Below are 18227 nucleotides of genomic sequence, written 5' to 3'. Positions count from 1 at the left end.
TGGTCCCGACGGGCGCCGCCGTTCCGAGGGGAAGAGTCGAGCCGACCGGGCAGGGGGTGGCGATGGGCGCGCAGTCCGCCGAGGCGGAGTTCGACGCGTTCTACCGCGACACCGCCCGGCGGGTCGTGCAGCTCGTCTATGGCTTCACCGGCGATCTCACCGTGGCCCAGGACTCGACCCAGGAGGCCTACGCCCGCGCTTGGCAGCAGTGGGCGACGGTCCGCCACCACGACGACCCGCTCGCCTGGGTGCGCACCGTCGCCCGCCGGGTCGCCATCTCCGGCTGGCGCAAGAAGACCAGCCAGTCCCGCGCGCACGAGCGCCACGGCGCCCACGACACCACGGCGCCACCCACCGAGGACCGGGTCGCCGTGGTGGCGGCCCTGCGCACCCTTCCCGAGCCTGTGCGTGAGGCCGTGACCCTGCACTACATCGGCGACCTGAGCATCGACCAGATCGCCCACGAGACCAACACCCCCGCAGGCACCATCAAGGCGCGCCTGCACCGGGGTCGCGCGCAGCTCGCGCTGGCCCTGCGGCACGAGGAGAACCCCCATGGCTGACCACGACGACTGGACGGCGGACGACGACGCCCGGCTGCGGGCTGCCCTCAGCTCCCTGCGCACAGAGGTCGAGTCCGCCCCCCTGCCCGACGCCCGCTTCGTCAGGGCCAGGGGGCGCGTGTTGCGGCGCCGCCGGTTCCTCGCCGTGGGTGCCGCCGCCGCAGCCGCTGCCGTGGTCGCCGGCACCATCGGGTATGCCGCGTGGAACCCGGCCGGTGACATCGTGCACCTCCCGGCTGGACGCACGACGAGCACCGCACCGGTCACGACCACCTCGCCCGGGCCGTCACCCAACACTTCGTTCTCGCTCGACAAGCCCGGCATCCTGCCGCTCGCCGAGGAGTGGGAGACCAGTCTCAAGCTACCGGCGCACTCCGTGCAGATCGTCCAGGCCACAACGCTCGAGGGTGGCGTCGAGTGCGCCGACCCGATGGGCAAGCCGACCGCGCAGCAGTCGGTCACGCAGGCCGGCTCTCCGGTGAGCGCCGCGGCGACCTACTGGCAGACCGGGGGCGACAAGGCCAAGGTGAGCTCGTTGGAGCAGGCCGTGCTGACCTGCCAGGCGGGGCCCGGGTTCACCGTCAAGTCGGAGTCCGTGGGCGGCTACGCGCTGTACTCCTACAGTGCTGGGGCGGCCGGGTCCGGCTGGTTCGCCGTCGTACCCGGCGACGACGGGGTCGAGCTGCTCCAGCTGATCGACCCCGCCCACCCGGACGTGAGGTCGGGCGGGTTCATGAAGGACGAGCTGGTGGCGCTGTCCGAGCTGGCCCAGATGCGACTCGGCGTCTATGCGACGGGTCCCCTGCCCACGGAGCTCACCAGCCCGACCGGTGGGTCCACCAAGGCGTCCGAGAAGATGATGATCGTCAGCGGACCCGACCCCCTACCACCGTCGAGCCTGTTCGTCCCGGCGTCGCAGTGGCGGAATCCCCTCTTCGGGAAGGGCGCCGGGACCATCTTGGGCCAGAGCGCCGACATCGGAGACATCGGGGTCTTCTGCGAGACCAAGGACTTCCTGTCCGGGTTCGGCGGGGAGCTCGGGGTCGCCGAGATCAGCAGGGGCCCTGGCGACGCCACCGTGATCGGGCACCAGCGGGTGCGGGTCGACCAGTCGGCCGACCCGGCCCTGGCCAAGGACTCGGTGAACGCCCAGCTCCAGCAGGAGCGAGCGCTGCTGGCCAAGGGCTGCACCGAGTCCGACGGCACCGTGACGGCCACGCGGGGACCGACGGAGGGCACCTACCTGCTGACCAAGAGGGCCAACGGCGGGGCCACCCGCACCGACTACCGCTGGGTGGGCGTCACCGCCATGGCGACCCCCGGCGCCTGGACCACGGTCGTGTTCCCAGGCAGCAGCGATGGCCAAGGCTTCCAGGGCACCGCGGCGCAGGGGTTCGCCGAGCTCCACCGACTGCTCTCCCTGGCCCACCTGAAGTAGGGACCAGTGCGGCCCGGGCCGCCGGCCCGCGGCATACCCGCATGCGCGAGGGCCGCCACCCACTGGGTGACGGCCCTCGCGAAAGGTGACGCAGGACCTACTTCTGGAGACCCTTCATGATCTCGCGCATCAGGTCGGCGGTCGCGGACGGCGTCTTGCCGACCTTGACCCCGGCGGCCTCGAGGGCCTCCTGCTTGGCTGCGGCCGTGCCCGCGGAGCCGGAGACGATGGCGCCGGCGTGGCCCATCGTCTTGCCCTCGGGAGCCGTGAAGCCCGCGACGTAGCCGACGACCGGCTTGGTCACGTGCTCCTTGATGTAGGCCGCGGCCCGCTCCTCGGCGTCGCCGCCGATCTCGCCGATCATGACGATGGCGTCGGTCTCGGGGTCCTTCTCGAACGCCTCGAGGCAGTCGATGTGGGTGGTGCCGATGATCGGGTCACCGCCGATGCCGACCGCCGTGGAGAAGCCGAACTCCCGCAGCTCGAACATCATCTGGTAGGTCAGGGTGCCCGACTTGGAGACCAGGCCGATGCGCCCGGGTCCCGCGATGTTGGCGGGGATGATGCCCGCGTTGGACTTCCCGGGGCTGATCAGGCCGGGGCAGTTGGGTCCGACGATCCGGGTCACCTTGCCGAGCGAGTAGTTGTAGAACTCTGCCGAGTCCTTGACCGCGATGCCCTCGGTGATGACGACCGCGAGCGGGATCTGCGCGTCGATCGCCTCGACCACGGCGGACTTCGCGAAGGCCGGAGGCACGAAGATGACCGACGCGTTCGCACCGGTCTCCGCGATCGCCTCGGCGACCGTCCCGTAGACGGGCACCGAGACACCACCGTCGAAGTCGACCGACGTGCCGGCCTTGCGCGGGTTGACCCCACCCACGATCTGGGTGCCGGAGGCGAGCATGCGCTGCGTGTGCTTCATGCCCTCTGAGCCGGTCATGCCCTGGACGATGACCTTGGAGTTCTCATCGAGAAAAATTGCCATTGGTATGCCGTTCCTTCGGTCAGTTCGTCGCGGCCGAAGCCAGCTCGGCGGCCTTGCGGGCCGCGCCGTCCATGGTCTCTTCGATGGTCACCAGCGGGTGGTTGGCCTCGGCGAGGATGCGCCGGCCCTCCTCCACGTTGTTGCCGTCCAGTCGGACGACCAGCGGCTTGGTGGCCTCGTCGCCCAGGTTGTTCAGCGCGCCGACGATGCCGTTGGCCACGGCGTCGCACGAGGTGATGCCACCGAACACGTTGACGAACACCGACTTCACCTGCTCGTCGCCGAGGATGATGTGCAGGCCGTTGGCCATCACCTCCGCCGAGGCGCCACCGCCGATGTCGAGAAAGTTCGCCGGCTTGGGCTGGCCCGGGAACTCCTCGCCGGCGTAGGCCACGACGTCGAGGGTCGACATGACCAGCCCGGCGCCGTTGCCGATGATGCCGACCGAGCCGTCGAGCTTGACGTAGTTGAGGTTCTTCTCCTTGGCGGCGGCCTCGAGCGGGTCGGCCGCGGCCTTGTCCTCGAGGGCCTCGTGGTCGGGGTGGCGGAAGCCTGCGTTCTCGTCCAGCGTCACCTTGCCGTCCAGCGCGACGATGTCGCCCGACTCGGTCTTGACCAGCGGGTTGACCTCGACCAGCGTCGCGTCCTCGTCACGGTAGACGGTCCAGAGCGCCTGCAGGACGGGGACGATCTTGGCGGCGGTCTCGTCGTCAAAGCCGGCGGCGGACACGATCTCCTGCGCCTTGGCCTCGTCGATGCCGGTGTTCGGGTCGACCGCGATGCGGGCCAGTGCCTCGGGGCGCTCGACGGCCAGCTGCTCGATCTCCATGCCGCCCTCCTTGCTGCACATCGCAAGGTAGGTGCGGTTGGCCCGGTCGAGCAGGATCGAGAAGTAGTACTCCTCGGCGATCTGGGCGCCCTGGGCGATCATCACGGTGCCCACGGTGTGGCCCTTGATGTCCATCCCGAGGATGGCCTCGGCGTGCTGCTGCGCCTCGTCAGCGCTCTTGGCGACCTTGACGCCGCCGGCCTTGCCACGACCACCGGTCTTGACCTGCGCCTTGACGACGGTCACGCCGCCGCTCTTGGGGCCGATCTCCTCGGCGGCCGCGCGGGCCTGCTCGGGAGTGGTGGCGATGGCACCGGCGAGCACCGGCACGCCGTGCGCCTCGAACATGTCTCGGGCCTGGTATTCGAACAGATCCACGTCTGACGTCCTCGTCCTAAGGATGGGTTGGTTCGAGGCCGAGACTAGCCCTGTCACGCCTGCCGGGCTCGCGCGGGTGCGTGCTCACCAGCGCAATGGGACCAATCTCACGCGACGGCGGTATGCCGCGTGGGACGCGCGTGCCGCGCCTCCGCTGAGCACGACGGGCACCCCACGGGCCGGGGAAACGTAACCGCCCAGGTCACGGCCTCGTTGACAGACCACTGGAGCGGTGCCACCCCGGCCCGCCCGCCCACAGTGGAGGCCCGATGTCGCGCCGCACCTCGTCCCCCATCCGGTCCGTCGCCGTCCTGGCGGCTGCCACCCTGGCCGGAACCGCGCTGGCGGTGCCGCTGGCCGCCGCCCCCGCCGCGCAGGCTGCAGCCGCCCCCGCGCTGGGCACGGTCGACACCTACACCGGACTGAAGTTCACCGTCCCCGCCGGCACCAACGACCTCGGACAGCCGCAGACCTGCACGATCGATGCAGACCTCTACAAGCCGCACTCGGCGAGCCCCTCCGCCCGGGTGCCGGCCATCCTCACCACCAACGGGTTCGGTGGCAGCAAGGCCGACCAGGCGGGGCTGGGCGAGGCCTTCGCCAAGCGCGGCTACGCCGTGTTGTCCTACACGGGCCTCGGCTTCCCCAACAGCGGCTGCAAGATCTCCCTCGACGACCCGGCAGTCGACGGTGTGGCCGCCTCGTCGCTGGTGACCTTCCTCGGCGGCGGCGGCTCCGCGGCATACACGTCCTCGCAGGTGGGCGGCACGACCGGTGGGCCGGGGACCCTCGGCGTCGACTTCACCGTGCTGGACAACCCGGCCACCCATGACCCGCGGCTCGGCATGATCGGAGGGTCCTACGGCGGGCAGATCCAGTTCGCTACTGCCGCAGTCGACTCCAGGGTCGACACCCTCGTCCCGCTGATCACCTGGAACGACCTGCGTTACTCCCTCGCGCCCAACAACACGAGCTTCACGAGTGGGGTGACCTATGCCGGGTCCGTGCCCGGCACCGAGAAGCTCGGCTGGACCGACCTGTTCTTCGGCGTCGGGATCGCCGACGGCCTGCAGGGCGCCGCGATCGACCCGACCCGGAACGTCGGGTGCCCCAACTTCGTCCTCGAGGCCTGCGGGGCCAAGGCCACCCTGGACACGCTTGGGTATCCCACCCCCACGACCTACCAGCTCACCGACCGGGTGTCCGTCGGTCACTACATCGACAAGGTGCGGATCCCGACCTTCTTGATCCAGGGCGAGAACGACACCCTCTTCAACCTGCAGGAAGCCGCCGCGACCTACCGGTCGCTCAAGGCCCGTGGTGTGCCGGTGACGATGGCCTGGCAGTCCTGGGGCCACTCCGGCGGGACCGGCAGCAACAGCGGCGCGGCTCCCGGTGAGCTCGACCTCAGCGGCCAGCACATCGAGGACACCTACCTCGGCCTGCGCATCAAGAACTGGTTCGACCATTACCTCAAGCGGGCCGCGGTCTCGACCGGTCCGACGTTCGCCTATTTCCGCGACTGGGTGGGCTACACCGGCAGCGCGGCTCCGGCCTACGCCAGCTCGAGCACGTACCCGGTGGGGACCCGCAAGGCCCTGTACCTCTCCTCGGCCAACGAGCTGGTCTCGTCGAAGTCGGCGATCCTGCCCGGCTCGACGTCCTGGTCCAACCCGGGAGGGGGCGCGGCCGCCTCGTACACCGAGATCTCCGGCCTCGAGGGCCGGGTGCCGCTCCCCAGCGGCCTCACGACGCCGTTCGACACCCCCGGCACCTTCGGCGCCTGGTCCACCCCCGCGCAGTCGACGCCGCTGACGATCGTCGGCGCCCCCACGCTGGACGTGCGGTTCGACTCGCCGGCCGTCGCACTCACCCAGTCGGCCGGACCCAGCGGTCAGCTGCAGGTGTTCGCCAAGCTCTACGACGTGGCCCCTGACGGCACGAAGACGTTGGTGCACAAGCTGATCAGCCCGGTCCGGGTGGCCGATGTGACCCAGCCCGTGCACATCGAGCTGCCGGCGATCGTGCACCGCGTCGCCGCGGGCCACCGGATCGAGCTGGTGCTGGCCAGCACCGACGCGGCCTACAAGAACGCCTATGCCGTGCAGCCGGTGACGGTGCACGCCTCACCGCTCACCCCGGCGACGCTCAGCCTGCCCGTGACGCCGTGAGCAGCGGTGCGCGGCGCAGCGTCGGCCTCGTGAGGAGCGGGTCAGGCGTCCTCGTCGGGCCGGACGGCGCCGCGCACCCAGGCCACGATCTCGGTCGTGGTGGCGCCGGGGGTGAACACCTTGGCCACCCCGATCTTCTCCAGCTCGGGGATGTCGGCCTCGGGGATGATGCCGCCGCCGAAGACGACGATGTCCTCGGCGTCACGCTCCTTGAGCAGCTCCATGACCTTGGCGAAGAGCGTCATGTGCGCGCCCGAGAGGACGGACAGGCCCACCAGGTCGGCGTCCTCCTGGATGGCCGCCTCGACGATCTGCTCGGGCGTCTGGTGCAAACCGGTGTAGACGACCTCCATGCCTGCATCACGCAGGGCACGGGCGACCACCTTCGCGCCGCGGTCATGTCCGTCGAGTCCGGGCTTGGCCACGACGACGCGCAGGGGAGATCCAGTCATGGCCGCAGACTAGCCACTCCCGGCGGCCAGGAGTGGCTCGGGTGGCGCACGCCACGAGCAGACACGCGCCACAGAGCAGCCGGTGACCCCGTTGCCGCCCCGTCAACCGCTACGTTCACTTAGGTCATGTCGCAGAGCATCCCGCGCCCTCATCGACCGACAGCCGCAGAGCAGCGGGCGTCGGACGGGACTTCGCGCCCCGGCCTCCTCACGCGTGCGACAGGCGGTGTCCGCACCGTCTCCGAGGCGGCGGCCGACATCGTCGGCGGAGCCGTCAAGGCCCTGGCCACCCCCACGGGCGCGCTGGGCGCCGTCGTGGAGGCCGCCTGGGTGACGACCCACCTGGCTCTCTACCCCTGGGGCGTCGTCGGTCGTCACGGACGGGACAGCCAGCTCGGGTTCGGGGTCGAGCACCTGCCGCCGATCCAGCGCGGCCTGGTGATCTCCGACGTCGAGGCCGCCGGCACGCCGATCCTGCTCGTGCACGGCATGGTGGACAACCGGTCGATCTTCACCCTGCTGAGGCTCGGGTTGCGCCGCCGTGGCTTCGGCCGGGTCACGAGCATGAACTACTCCCCCTTCACCGCGGACGTTCGCGTGGCGGCGGCCCAGCTCGCCGAGGAGGTGGAGGCCCTCGTGGCCGAGACGGGCTATGAGCGGATCCACGTCGTCGGCCACTCGATGGGCGGCCTGATCGCCCGCTACTACGTCACCCGGCTCGGTGGCGACGAACGCGTCCACACCCTCGTCACGCTGGGCACCCCCCACCAGGGCACGTACACGGCATACGGATGGCACAACCAGCTGACGCGTCAGCTGCGCCCCGGCAGCGGGCTCATGCGCGAGCTGGACCAGCCAGTGCCCGACTGCCGCACCCGGTTCGTCGTGTACTGGTCGGACCTGGACCAGATGGTCTTCCCGCAGCGCAACGCGGCCCTGACCCATCCCGACCTGAGCGCCCGCAACATCGACCTGCACGGGGTCGGTCACATGTCCCTGCCCATCATCGGCAGCGTCGTCCACGGCATCTCCAGCACGCTGGCGCACCTCGACTCCGAGGGCCACACCCTCACCCCGGGGGTCACCGAGCTGCGCCGGCACGGCTCCTGACGACGGATATTTCGGACATTCAACGCGGATTTTGCCGGAACGATTTTGGATAACGAACTGATCACGCTACCCTCTGTGACTCCGTGTCCCCCCGCACGCAAGGTTTCCATTCGTGACCAACGCTGACTACCAGGGCCGCCACCGTGCCCCGGGCCGCCACCGCGCGCCTCGCAGAGGAGCCCGCTTCGCCCGAAGCGGCTACCTCCTCCCCGGAGCTGCGGCAGCCGCACTGGTCGTCACCGCGACGGGGGCCAGCGTGGCCGAGTCCGCGCCGGCGTACTTCAACCTGAAGACCGCCCCGGCCAAGGCCAAGACACAGGACGACGCCTTCGCGAAGTTCGACCGCGTCGATGCCGCTCAGCAGCGCGAGGTGCAGCTCACGGCCGTGCAGGCCCGAGTCCTCGAGGCGCAGCGCATCGCCCGCAGCGCCGAGCGCCACTCGGTCGCCAAGAAGGGCGCCGCGGCGGTCGCCCTCATCAATGCAGAGACCGTCCGCAAGAACAGCGAGAAGTGGGTCATGCCCATCCAGGGCGCGGTCTTCACCTCCGGCTACGGCTGGCGCTGGGGCCGCCTGCACGCCGGCGACGACTTCGGCACCCCCGTCGGGACCCCGCTCAAGTCGATGTCCACCGGCACCGTCACCTTCGCCGGCTGGGAAGATGGCTACGGCAACAAGATCGAGATCCAGTACTGGGACGGCACCGTGTCGGTGTTCGCCCACCTGAGCCAGGTCGAGACGACGGTCGGCCGCAAGGTCGCCCCCGGTGAGCTCGTCGGCCTGTCGGGCAACACGGGCCACTCCACCGGCCCCCACCTGCACCTCGAGATCCACCCCAACGGCGGCGCCCCCATCGACCCCGCCCCCTGGCTGCGCGACCACGGCCTGCAGTAGGCGTTGTCAGCCGAGGTCGTCAGAGCTTCTCGAGCGGGGCGTACCGCAGCAGGAAGCGCTTGACCCCGGTGTCGCCGCCGAAGTCGACGTGGGCCTGTGTCTTGTCGCCCTCGCCCTCGGTCTTGACGACCGTGCCCATGCCGTAGCTGTCGTGCGTGACCTTGTCACCCGGGTGCAGCGCGATCAGCGGGCGGTTGCCGGGCGAACGCACCCCCGGACGCTGGGCCAGCGTCGCGACCGCCGGCATGCCCGGACGTCGCGAGGTGGTGGCCGCCTCCGCCCGCTGCCACTCGACCAGCTCGCCGGGGATCTCGTCGAGGAACCGGCTGGCCGGGTTGTACTGCGGGGCGCCCCAGGCCGACCGCACGGCGGCACGCGACAGGTGCAGCCGCTCGCGGGCCCGCGTGATGCCCACGTAGGCGAGCCGGCGCTCCTCCTCGAGCTCCTTGGGATCGCCCAGCGCGCGCAGGTGCGGGAAGGTGCCGTCCTCCATGCCGGTGAGGAACACGACGGGGAACTCGAGGCCCTTCGCGGTGTGCAGGGTCATCAGCGTGACGACCCCGAGGTCCTCGGCCTCCTCGGAGTCGGGGATCTCGTCGGCATCGGCGACCAGTGAGACCTGCTCGAGGAAGTCCTCGAGCGACGCCACCTCACCGGTCTGGGCGCGCGTCTCGTCGAACTCCTGCGCGACGGCGACGAGCTCGGCGAGGTTCTCGACGCGGGTCTCGTCCTGCGGGTCGTGGGACGCCCGCAGCTCCGCGAGGTATCCCGACTTCTCGATGACCGCCTCGAGCAGGGCACCCACGCCCTGCTCGTCGTCGGCGTGGATGGTGCCCAGCTCCTCGAGCAGAGCGGTGAAGCCCTTGATCGCCGCGACGGAGCGGGTCGCGATGCCCGGGGCGTCCTCGGGACGTCCCAGGGCGGCGATGAACGGGATCCGCTCGCGCTCCGCGAGGGCCGCGACACAGGCCTCGGCCCGGTCGCCGATGCCTCGCTTGGGGGTGTTGAGGATGCGGCGCAGGTTGACGGTGTCCGTGGGGTTGGAGATGACCCGCAGGTAGGCCAGCGCGTCCTTGACCTCGCGACGCTCGTAGAACCTGGTGCCACCCACCACCTTGTAGGGCAAGCCGACCCGGACAAAGACCTCTTCCAGCGCCCGGCTCTGGGCGTTGGTGCGGTAGAACACCGCGACGTCCTTGGGCTTGACCCCGGCCGAGTCGCCGAGCTCGTCGATGGTCTTCGCGACGAAGGCCGCCTCGTCGTGCTCGTTGTCGCCGACGTAGCCGATGATGGCCGCGCCGTTGCCGCTGTCGGTCCAGAGGTTCTTCTTGCGACGCTCGGGGTTCCTGGCGATCACCGAGTTCGCGGCCTGCAGGATGGTCTGGGTCGAGCGGTAGTTCTGCTCGAGCAGGATGGTGCGGGCGTTCGGGTAGTCCTCCTCGAACTCCACGATGTTGCGGATCGTCGCACCCCGGAAGGCATAGATCGACTGGTCCGCGTCCCCGACCACCACCAGCTCGGCCGGACCGACGGACGGGCCGTCGCCGACCGGCATACCTGCGCTGCCGGCGGCGCCACCCACGAGCTCGCGGACGAGCTGGTACTGCGCGTGGTTGGTGTCCTGGTACTCGTCGACGAGGACGTGGCGGAACCTGCGCCGGTAGTGCTCGGCGACGTCGGGGAAGGCCTGCAGGATGTTGACGGTCGTCATGATCAGGTCGTCGAAGTCGAGCGCGTTGGCCTGCCGCAGGCGTCGCTGGTAGCCGCTGTAGGCCTCGGCCAGCATCCGCTCCTGGTGGGTCCCCTCGACCACCTGCGAGGCGAACGTCTCCTCGTCGACGAGCTCGTTCTTGAGGTTGGAGACCTGGTGGCTGAACGAGCGGGGCGGGTAGCGCTTGGGGTCGAGGTCGAGGTCGCGCATCACCATCGCCATGAGCCGCTGGCTGTCGGCGGCGTCGTAGATCGAGAACGTCGACTTGAGCCCCACCTTGGCGGCCTCGCGGCGCAGGATCCGCACGCACGCGGAGTGGAACGTCATCACCCACATCGCCTTGGCGCGCGCCCCGACCAGGGAGGCGACGCGCTCGCGCATCTCGGCAGCGGCCTTGTTGGTGAAGGTGATGGCCAGCACCTGTCCCGGCTGCACTCCGCGGGCCGCCAGCAGGTAGGCGATGCGGTTGGTGAGCACCCGGGTCTTGCCGGACCCTGCACCGGCCACGATGAGCAGCGGCCCGCCCTCGTGCAGGACGGCCGCTCGCTGCTGCGGGTTGAGCCCCTCGAGCAGCGCCTCGGGGTCGGGGTGCCGCTGGCTCGCCTCCTCGGGGCCGCGCCCCTCCGCGGCAGCCTGCGCCCAGGTGGGGACACCACGCTCGTCGACGGCCGTCGCCCGGGCCGCAGCAGCGCTCGGGCGGGAGCCCGAAGGGTCACGGGGACCCTGCTTGTCGAAGGGCGTGAGGTCATCGAAGAGCGTGCTCATGTTGGGTCCAGCCTACGTGGCTCGGGCGACAGACCTGATATCCCGTGGTTGCCGCGCTGGTGTCCCGCTGGCTGTCGCCCTGGTGTCCGCTGGCTGTCCCGGTCGCTGTCCCGTGGGCTGCCGGGCTAGCGTCGGGCCATGACCCGCCTCGTGGACCCGCACCCGGTCACGGGGCAGCTGTTCGAGTCACCGGTGCCACCGGGCACCGGGTGGCCAGGCGATCCCGCCACCGCTGCGACGCCGGTGGCGCGCACTGCCGCGCAGACCGATGCGCTCGCCTGCACGTCGCGTGACGTCGCGGAGCTCGATGCGCGGATCACTGTCTGTCGAGCCTGTCCGAGACTGGTCGAGTGGCGCGAGACCGTGGCGACCCAGGGGCGCCGCGCTTCCTTCGCGGACCAGCCCTATTGGGGCCGCCCCGGCCCGGGCTTCGGCGACGCCGAGGCGGAGGTGCTCGTCGTCGGACTGGCGCCCGCCGCGAACGGCACCAACCGCACCGGTCGCATGTTCACCGGCGACCGCTCCGGCGACTGGCTCTATGCCGCGCTGCACCGCGCCGGCTACGCCAACCAGCCGACGTCGCTGGCGAGTGGGGACGGGCTGGAGCTGCGTGGGCTGCGGATCATCGCGGCGGTCCGTTGTGCTCCACCGGCCAACAAGCCGACCACCGCCGAGAAGGTCGCCTGCGCCCACTGGCTGGACCGCGACCTCGAGCTCGCGGCGCCCCGGTTGCGGTCCGTGCTGGCGTTGGGGTCGATCGCGTGGGACGCCACCCTCGGCAGCGCCCGACGGCTCGGCTGGGACGTCCCCCGTCCCAAGCCCCGGTTCGGGCACGAGGCGGAAGCCGTGCTCACCACCACCGACGGCCGTGGCGTGCGGCTCGTCGGCAGCTACCACGTGAGCCAGCAGAACACCTTCACGGGCAAGCTGACCCAGACCATGCTCGACGCAGCGATCGCCCGGCTGGGCCAGGACTGAGCGCGCCCTCCCCCGACGGCGGTGGGCTCGATGCTTCCAAGAGCCTCGCCTAGGGTCGGGGTATGGCTTCGACAACCACCGCCCGCGCCCTCGTCGTCCCCCACACCGGTGACTCCTCGGTCCTGGAGGTCCGGGACGTGGAGGTGGCACCCCCGGGGCAGGGCGAGGTGCAGGTCGAGGTCGCCGCGGTCGGCGTCAACTTCATCGACGTCTACCAGCGGCAGGGGGTCTACGCGATCCCCACCCCGTTCGTCTCGTGCTCGGAGGGTGCCGGCACGGTGACCGCCGTGGGCCCCGGCGTCACGGACTGCGCAGTCGGCGACCGGGTGGCGTGGGGTTCAGGCCTCGGCGCTGGCGCGTCGGTGGTCAACCGCGACGCCGACACCGTGGTGCCGGTCCCGTCGGGTGTCGAGCTCGATGTCGCCGCCGCGGCGATGTTGCAGGGCATGACCGCGCACTACCTCGTGAACTCCACGTATGCCGTGGGGCCGGGCACGACGGCGCTGGTCCACGCAGCGGCGGGTGGCGTCGGCCAGCTGCTCGTGCAGATGATCAAGGCCAAGGCCGGACGGGTCATCGCCACCGCCGGGTCGCCCGACAAGCTGGAGATCGCCCGTCGCCTCGGCGCAGATGCCGTCATCAACTACCGCGAGGCCGACGACCTGGCCGGCACGGTGCGAGAGGCCAACGGCGGGGCCGGAGTCGACGTGGCCTACGACGGGGTCGGCAAGGCGACCTTCGACGCCTCGCTCGAGTCGCTGCGACCCCGCGGGTTGATGGTCCTCTTCGGTGGAGCGAGCGGGCAGGTGCCACCGTTCGACATCCAGCGGCTCAACGCCCTCGGCTCGCTGTTCCTGACCCGGCCCACGATCGCGAGCTACACGGCGACGCGCGAGGAGCTCCTCGAACGCGGCACGTCGGTGCTCGGCGACATCGCGGCGGGACGGCTGTCGATCGAGATCGGCGGACGCTACCCGCTCACCGAGGCGGCCACGGCATACGACGATCTCGAGGGCCGCCGCACGACCGGCAAGCTGCTCCTGATCCCCTGAGCTGACACCGGCGCGGGGCAGGATGGCCCCATGGCTCCCGCCAGCCCAGTCGCCGCGGCCGCGCCGTGGGTCCTGCACGTCGACCTCGACCAGTTCCTCGCCGCGGTCGAGATCCTGCGGCACCCCGAGCTGGCGGGGGTGCCGCTGATCGTCGGCGGCCGAGGAGACCCGACGGAACGTGCCGTGGTGTCGACCGCCTCCTACGAGGCCCGGGAGTTCGGGGTGCGGTCGGGGATGCCGCTCAAGGTGGCAGTGCGACGCTGCCCGCAGGCCGTCCTGCTGCCGGTCGACTTCCCGGTGTACGAAGAGGCGTCAGCCCGCGTCATGGAGGTGCTCCGGGGTATGCCGGGTGCGGTCGTGGAGGTGCTCGGCTGGGACGAGGCCTTCGTGGGCGTGACGACCGACGACCCCGTCGCCTTCGCCCAGTCGATCCGCAGCGCGGTGCTCGAGGCCACCGACCTGCACTGCTCGGTCGGGATCGGGGACACCAAGGTCCGGGCCAAGATCGCCACCGACTTCGGCAAGCCACGAGGGGTCTTCGTCCTCACCCGCGACAACTGGTTCGAGGTGATGGGCGACCGGCCGACCATCGCGCTGTGGGGGGTCGGGTCGAAGATCTCGCAGCGGCTTGCGGCGCACGGCTACCGCACCGTCCGCGACCTGGCCCAAGCCGACGACGCCACCCTCGTCGCGGAGTTCGGCCCGTCGATGGGTCCGCACTACGGCCGCCTGGGCCGGGGCGTGAGCTCGGCGACGGTCGACGACACCCCCTGGGTCGCCAGGGCGCACGGCCGGGAGATGACCTACCAGACCAACCTCGTCGACCCGGACGAGATCGCGACCGCAGTGCGGACTCTCGCCGCCCAGGTGGTCGAGGACATCCGACGCGAGGGGCGCCCCTGCCAGCGGGTCTTCCTCAAGGTCAGGTTCGCGCCGTTCTTCACGACGAACCGGGTGCGCAAGCTGGGCGAGCCGACGTTCGACGCCGAGGTCATCGCCACCACCGCGCTCGAGCTGCTCGCGGCCCTGCAGGACGAGCGGCCGATCCGGCTGCTGGGGGTGCGGGCCGAGATGGTGCCGCCCGAGGGTGGCTACGTCGACCCTCGCACCACGGGGCGCGGTGGACCGAGCGCCCGCGCGGCCGGCACCGGCGGCGGCACGGAGGCTCAGGACCCGACCAGCCCTCACGTCACAGAGGCCCAAGCCCCCGCCAGCCCTGAGTGAGCGCCAACTGACTCAAGACGCGCGCCAAGCGTCAGTTGGCGCTCACTGAGACGCGGTCAGAGGAGGCGGCGGCCCATCGCCCAGGCGGTCAGCTCGTGTCGCGACGACAGCTGGAGCTTGCGCAGCACCGATGACACATGGGTCTCCACGGTCTTCACGGAGATGAACAGCTCCTTGGCGACTTCCTTGTACTGGTAGCCGCGAGCGATCAGGCGCATCACCTCGCGCTCACGGGCCGAGAGCCGGTCGAGCTCCTCGTCGACCTGGGCCACCTCGCCGGCCGCCGCCCCGAACGCGTCGAGGACGAAGCCAGCCAGCCGCGGCGAGAACACCGCATCGCCGTCGGCGACCCGCTGGATCGCGCGGGTCAGGTCGGTGGCGCTGATCGTCTTGGTGACGTACCCGCGGGCGCCGGCGCGGATCACGGCGATGACGTCCTCGGCGGCGTCGGACACCGACAGCGCGAGGAAGCGCACCGGCTGGCCGTCTGCGGTCTCCAGCCCCTTGCAGCCGTGCAGGACGTCGATGCCACCGTTGCCGTTGCCGCCCGGCAGGTGCACGTCGAGCAGCACGACGGGGGGCTTGGTCTGGCGGATCACGGCGATGGCGGAGTCCACGTCGGGTGCCTCGCCCACGATCGAGACCGTGCTGCCGAGCTCGGCCCGCACTCCCGAGCGGAACATGCGGTGGTCGTCGACGAGCACGACCTCGACGGGCTTCTTGTCAGGCGTGTTCACGGGTCTCCTCCGACGCGGGTTGCGGGTGCTCTGGGTCGGGCTGAGGGTGAGGGGGCCGCATGACCGGGGGCAGGCTGAGGCTGACCTCGGTGCCCTGCTCGAGCCGGCGCACGGTTGCCCTGCCGCCGTGGCGCTCCATCCGTCCGAGGACCGACTGCCGGACACCGAGCCTGTCCGGCGGGATGTCGCCGAGCTCGAACCCCGGCCCGTGGTCACGCACGAAGGCCTCCACTCCGGCCGGTCCGACCTCGAGGTAGAGGGAGACGGGTGGGGCGCCGTGGCGGACCGCGTTCTGCAGCGACTCGCGGACGGCGCGGACCAGGGCATGACCGCCCTCGTCCAGTGGCCGGTCCCCCGTCGACACGACGTCGATGGGTATGCCGTGCAGGTCCTCGACCTCGTGGGCGGCCTCGACCACCGCGGTGGCGAGGGTGGCGTCGGATTGGGACGGGCCGGCATACAGCCACGAGCGGAGCTCGCGCTCCTGGGCGCGGGCGAGCTGGGTCACCGCCGGGGCATCGCCGGCCTTGCGCTGGATGAGGGCCAGGGTCTGCAGCACCGAGTCGTGCAGGTGCGCGGCGATGTCGGCGCGTTCGGTAGCTCGGGCGAGCTCGGCCTGCTCGTGACGCAGGTCGGACCACAGCCGCAGGGCCCACGGGGCGGCGATGAGCGCGACGCCCGCCAGCACGGCGAGGACCGCCGCCCCGATGTCCCAGATCGCCGCGAGCGAGCGGCCCCGCGTGGCCATGATGACCAGGCCGGTGAGCGCCAGGACGCCGCCGAACGCCAGACGGGCCACGCTGAATCGCCTTGTCCCCGTTTCGGATCCGAGCCAGCGACCTCGTTGGGAGTCGTCGAGCTGCGACCAGGCGAGGACCGCTCCGGCGGCGACCACCAGCAGGGGGACGAGGATGCCGAGGCGGGCGTTGAGACCGGCGTTCTGGGCCACGACGACCAGGCCGATGCCGAGCAGCAGGCCGCCCACCAGGAGCACCCGGGTCGCATCCCGCTCGCCTGGACCGGTGACCGGTTCGGACGGGGTCCGGCCCGCCGCGGCGACGGCTGCGGCGTCGGCCGGGTCGACCGCCTGCCGGCCGCCGCGGACCATCCCACCGCGCGACTGCGGCGTGAGCGCCCACAGGAAGACGTAGGCCACCAGCCCGGCCCCGGTCGGGATCGAGAGCAGCACGAACCCCAGACGGATCCAGCGCACCGGCCAGCCCAGGTGCTGGGCCAGGCCGACGGACACCCCCGCGATCACCTTGTCCTCGACGGGTCGCGTGAGGGTCGGGCGAGCGGCGCGGCGCTCTGCGGCCCTTGCCTCCGCTGGGGGGACGGGCCGCTCGTAGGGAGTCGGCATGTCCTCATCCTGACGCACGAACCAGTGGATCCCGAGCAGATTCAGGGTGCGCGGACCCTGCATCAGGGTCCGTTCAGGGTCGACCCTCATGGCAGCGCCCCGCAGGCCCGGACACCATGGTTGACATGACGCAGATCCCTGGGCCGACCACCGGCCCGACGAATGCCGGTCCCACCCCTGCCGGTCCCACGAACGCCGGTCCGACGAACGGCGGCACCGTCAGCGGTCTCGACCGGTTCTTCGGCTGGATCCGCTCGATCGACCTCCGCCGCGATGCCGACGACAAGTGGCTCGCCGGTGTGTGTTCCGGCATCGCCACCCGGCTCGGGGTGGACCCCATCGTGATCCGGGCCGCCTTGGTGCTGCTCGTGATCCTGGGCGGTGTCGGCATCACCGTCTACCTGATCGCGTGGGCCTTCCTGCCCAACAACCGCGACGAGATCATCGCCGAGAAGGCGCTGCGCGACGGTGACGTGCTCGGGATCATCCTGCTCGTCATCATCGGGCTGTCCCTCGTCGGCGGCACGGGTCTCGCGGGCGACAGCCCCGGACTCGGCTGGGTCTGGTGGGTCGTGGTCCCGGTCGGCCTCGTCGTGTGGCTGGTGACCCGCCACCGCGACGGCAAGCCACGGCGGCAGACCGCCTACGGCCCGGCGCCGTACGCCTCCGCGCCCTACGGTCCGGCTCCCTACGCCTCCGCGCCCTACGCGCCATCCGCGCCTTACGCACCCCCCGCAGGCCCCACGTCCACTGGCCCCACCAGCGCCGCCACCTTCGGCCCACCGACCCTGGAGTATGCCGCGTCGCCGACCAGCTACACCCCGGCGCCCGCGGACATCCCGCCCGGCGGCACCTATGGCCCGCCCCCGACCCCGGCGGCCCCGCGGCCGCCCCGCCCGCCCAAGGTGCCCCGGCGCCGCAGCGGAGGCTTCGTCTCGGTGCTGCTCGTGGGCGGCCTCGCCATCGCGGCCTACGGCGCGACCCTGTCCCTGCACCGGGCCGGCGGCTGGGCCGGTAGCGACGAGACGGTCGCCCTGGCCGCGGCGCTCGGTGTCCTCGGCGCCGGGACCCTGGTGCTCGGTCTGCTCGGCCGTCGGGCCGGCTTCACCGGGTTCCTGGCCATCGTCATCGCCCTCGTCACCTGGATGGCATCCGTGGTGCCCGACGTCACCTTTGGCGGGGGGATCGGCGAGCGCACCTGGCGTCCTTCGACCACCGACACCACAGCCAAGTACCGACTCGGGATCGGCTCGGCGGTGCTCGACCTCGCAGCCGCCCAGGACAACCCCGGCACCGCGAGGGCGATCGACGCCCGCGTGGGGATCGGCGAGCTGAGGATCTACATCCCGTCGAACCTCACCGTCCAGGTCCGCAGCTCGGTCGGCGCCGGAGACATCTCCCGCCTCGTCACCCCTGACCTCGGAACCGGTGCCACGCCCAGCGGCGAAACCACCGTCCCCCTCGGCAAGGGCGACGGCCGCAACATCAGCACGGTCGAGACGTTCGGTGTCGGCAGCCCCGACGTCGTCGTCACCGCCCACGTCGGCCTCGGCCAGATCCTGATCGGCAAGGAGTGAAA

The 18227-nt window shown here is 71.3% G+C and carries 15 protein-coding genes; 9 read left to right on the top strand and 6 right to left on the bottom strand.

Annotated elements, in window-relative coordinates; translation table 11 throughout:
* Positions 1 to 62 precede the first annotated feature (62 nt).
* Positions 63 to 563 carry an RNA polymerase sigma factor gene (locus tag BJ986_RS10035; RefSeq protein WP_179421852.1) on the top strand — a complete coding sequence of 167 codons (501 nt, stop codon included), beginning with the start codon at positions 63 to 65 and terminating at the stop codon, positions 561 to 563.
* Positions 556 to 2001: a hypothetical protein gene (locus BJ986_RS10030; protein ID WP_179421851.1), complete on the top strand. Its 1446-nt coding sequence runs from the start codon at positions 556 to 558 to the stop codon at positions 1999 to 2001. Before BJ986_RS10035 ends, BJ986_RS10030 begins: the two co-directional genes overlap by 8 nt.
* Before the next feature lie 97 nt (positions 2002 to 2098).
* Here BJ986_RS10030 and sucD read toward each other — a convergent pair whose 3' ends face one another.
* A complete protein-coding gene (sucD, locus tag BJ986_RS10025; protein ID WP_179421850.1) occupies positions 2099 to 2989 on the bottom strand; it encodes a succinate--CoA ligase subunit alpha in 891 nt (296 codons plus the stop codon).
* A gap of 19 nt (positions 2990 to 3008) precedes the next feature.
* Complete coding sequence (sucC, locus tag BJ986_RS10020; RefSeq protein ID WP_179421849.1) at positions 3009 to 4196, bottom strand: ADP-forming succinate--CoA ligase subunit beta; 1188 nt, start codon at positions 4194 to 4196, stop codon at positions 3009 to 3011.
* Positions 4197 to 4465: 269 nt separating this feature from the next.
* Between sucC and BJ986_RS10015 the strand changes: the two genes are divergently transcribed.
* Positions 4466 to 6367 (top strand): CocE/NonD family hydrolase, encoded by a 1902-nt coding sequence (locus BJ986_RS10015; RefSeq protein WP_179421848.1) that lies wholly within the window; start codon positions 4466 to 4468, stop codon positions 6365 to 6367.
* Positions 6368 to 6408: 41 nt separating this feature from the next.
* Here the strand turns inward: BJ986_RS10015 and BJ986_RS10010 are convergent, their stop codons facing one another.
* Positions 6409 to 6819 carry a coenzyme B12-dependent isobutyryl CoA mutase small subunit gene (locus BJ986_RS10010; protein ID WP_179421847.1) on the bottom strand — a complete coding sequence of 137 codons (411 nt, stop codon included), beginning with the start codon at positions 6817 to 6819 and terminating at the stop codon, positions 6409 to 6411.
* A gap of 126 nt (positions 6820 to 6945) precedes the next feature.
* Between BJ986_RS10010 and BJ986_RS10005 the strand changes: the two genes are divergently transcribed.
* Positions 6946 to 7929 (top strand): lipase family alpha/beta hydrolase, encoded by a 984-nt coding sequence (locus BJ986_RS10005; protein ID WP_179421846.1) that lies wholly within the window; start codon positions 6946 to 6948, stop codon positions 7927 to 7929.
* A gap of 112 nt (positions 7930 to 8041) precedes the next feature.
* Positions 8042 to 8821, top strand: a complete 780-nt coding sequence (locus tag BJ986_RS16785; RefSeq protein ID WP_179421845.1) for a peptidoglycan DD-metalloendopeptidase family protein — start codon at positions 8042 to 8044, stop codon at positions 8819 to 8821.
* A gap of 19 nt (positions 8822 to 8840) precedes the next feature.
* On the opposite strand, the gene pcrA is transcribed toward BJ986_RS16785, so the two are convergent.
* Positions 8841 to 11297, bottom strand: a complete 2457-nt coding sequence (gene pcrA / locus BJ986_RS09995; RefSeq protein ID WP_179421844.1) for a DNA helicase PcrA — start codon at positions 11295 to 11297, stop codon at positions 8841 to 8843.
* 138 nt (positions 11298 to 11435) lie between these two features.
* On the opposite strand from pcrA, the gene BJ986_RS09990 reads away from it, so the two are divergent.
* From BJ986_RS09990 to BJ986_RS09980, 3 genes are all read left to right on the top strand, one after another.
* Entirely contained in the window at positions 11436 to 12275 is an 840-nt protein-coding gene (locus tag BJ986_RS09990; RefSeq protein WP_179421843.1) for a uracil-DNA glycosylase, read from the top strand.
* Positions 12276 to 12337: 62 nt separating this feature from the next.
* Positions 12338 to 13327, top strand: a complete 990-nt coding sequence (locus tag BJ986_RS09985; RefSeq protein ID WP_179421842.1) for a quinone oxidoreductase family protein — start codon at positions 12338 to 12340, stop codon at positions 13325 to 13327.
* Between the two features lie 30 nt (positions 13328 to 13357).
* Complete coding sequence (locus BJ986_RS09980) at positions 13358 to 14551, top strand: DNA polymerase IV (RefSeq protein ID WP_179421841.1); 1194 nt, start codon at positions 13358 to 13360, stop codon at positions 14549 to 14551.
* Between the two features lie 56 nt (positions 14552 to 14607).
* On the opposite strand, the gene BJ986_RS09975 is transcribed toward BJ986_RS09980, so the two are convergent.
* Positions 14608 to 15288, bottom strand: a complete 681-nt coding sequence (locus tag BJ986_RS09975; protein ID WP_179421840.1) for a LuxR C-terminal-related transcriptional regulator — start codon at positions 15286 to 15288, stop codon at positions 14608 to 14610.
* Positions 15275 to 16648, bottom strand: a complete 1374-nt coding sequence (locus BJ986_RS09970; protein ID WP_179421839.1) for an ATP-binding protein — start codon at positions 16646 to 16648, stop codon at positions 15275 to 15277. The genes BJ986_RS09975 and BJ986_RS09970 overlap by 14 nt, the downstream gene beginning before the upstream one ends.
* A gap of 125 nt (positions 16649 to 16773) precedes the next feature.
* Between BJ986_RS09970 and BJ986_RS09965 the strand changes: the two genes are divergently transcribed.
* On the top strand, positions 16774 to 18225 hold the full coding sequence (locus tag BJ986_RS09965) for a PspC domain-containing protein (RefSeq protein WP_179421838.1): 1452 nt from the start codon (positions 16774 to 16776) through the stop codon (positions 18223 to 18225).
* Positions 18226 to 18227 lie beyond the last annotated feature (2 nt).

This window comes from Pedococcus badiiscoriae, from assembly GCF_013408925.1.
Classification (GTDB): domain Bacteria; phylum Actinomycetota; class Actinomycetes; order Actinomycetales; family Dermatophilaceae; genus Pedococcus; species Pedococcus badiiscoriae.
The sequence above is the reverse complement of the archived record's forward strand: the minus strand, read 5'-3'. Positions and strand labels throughout refer to the sequence as shown.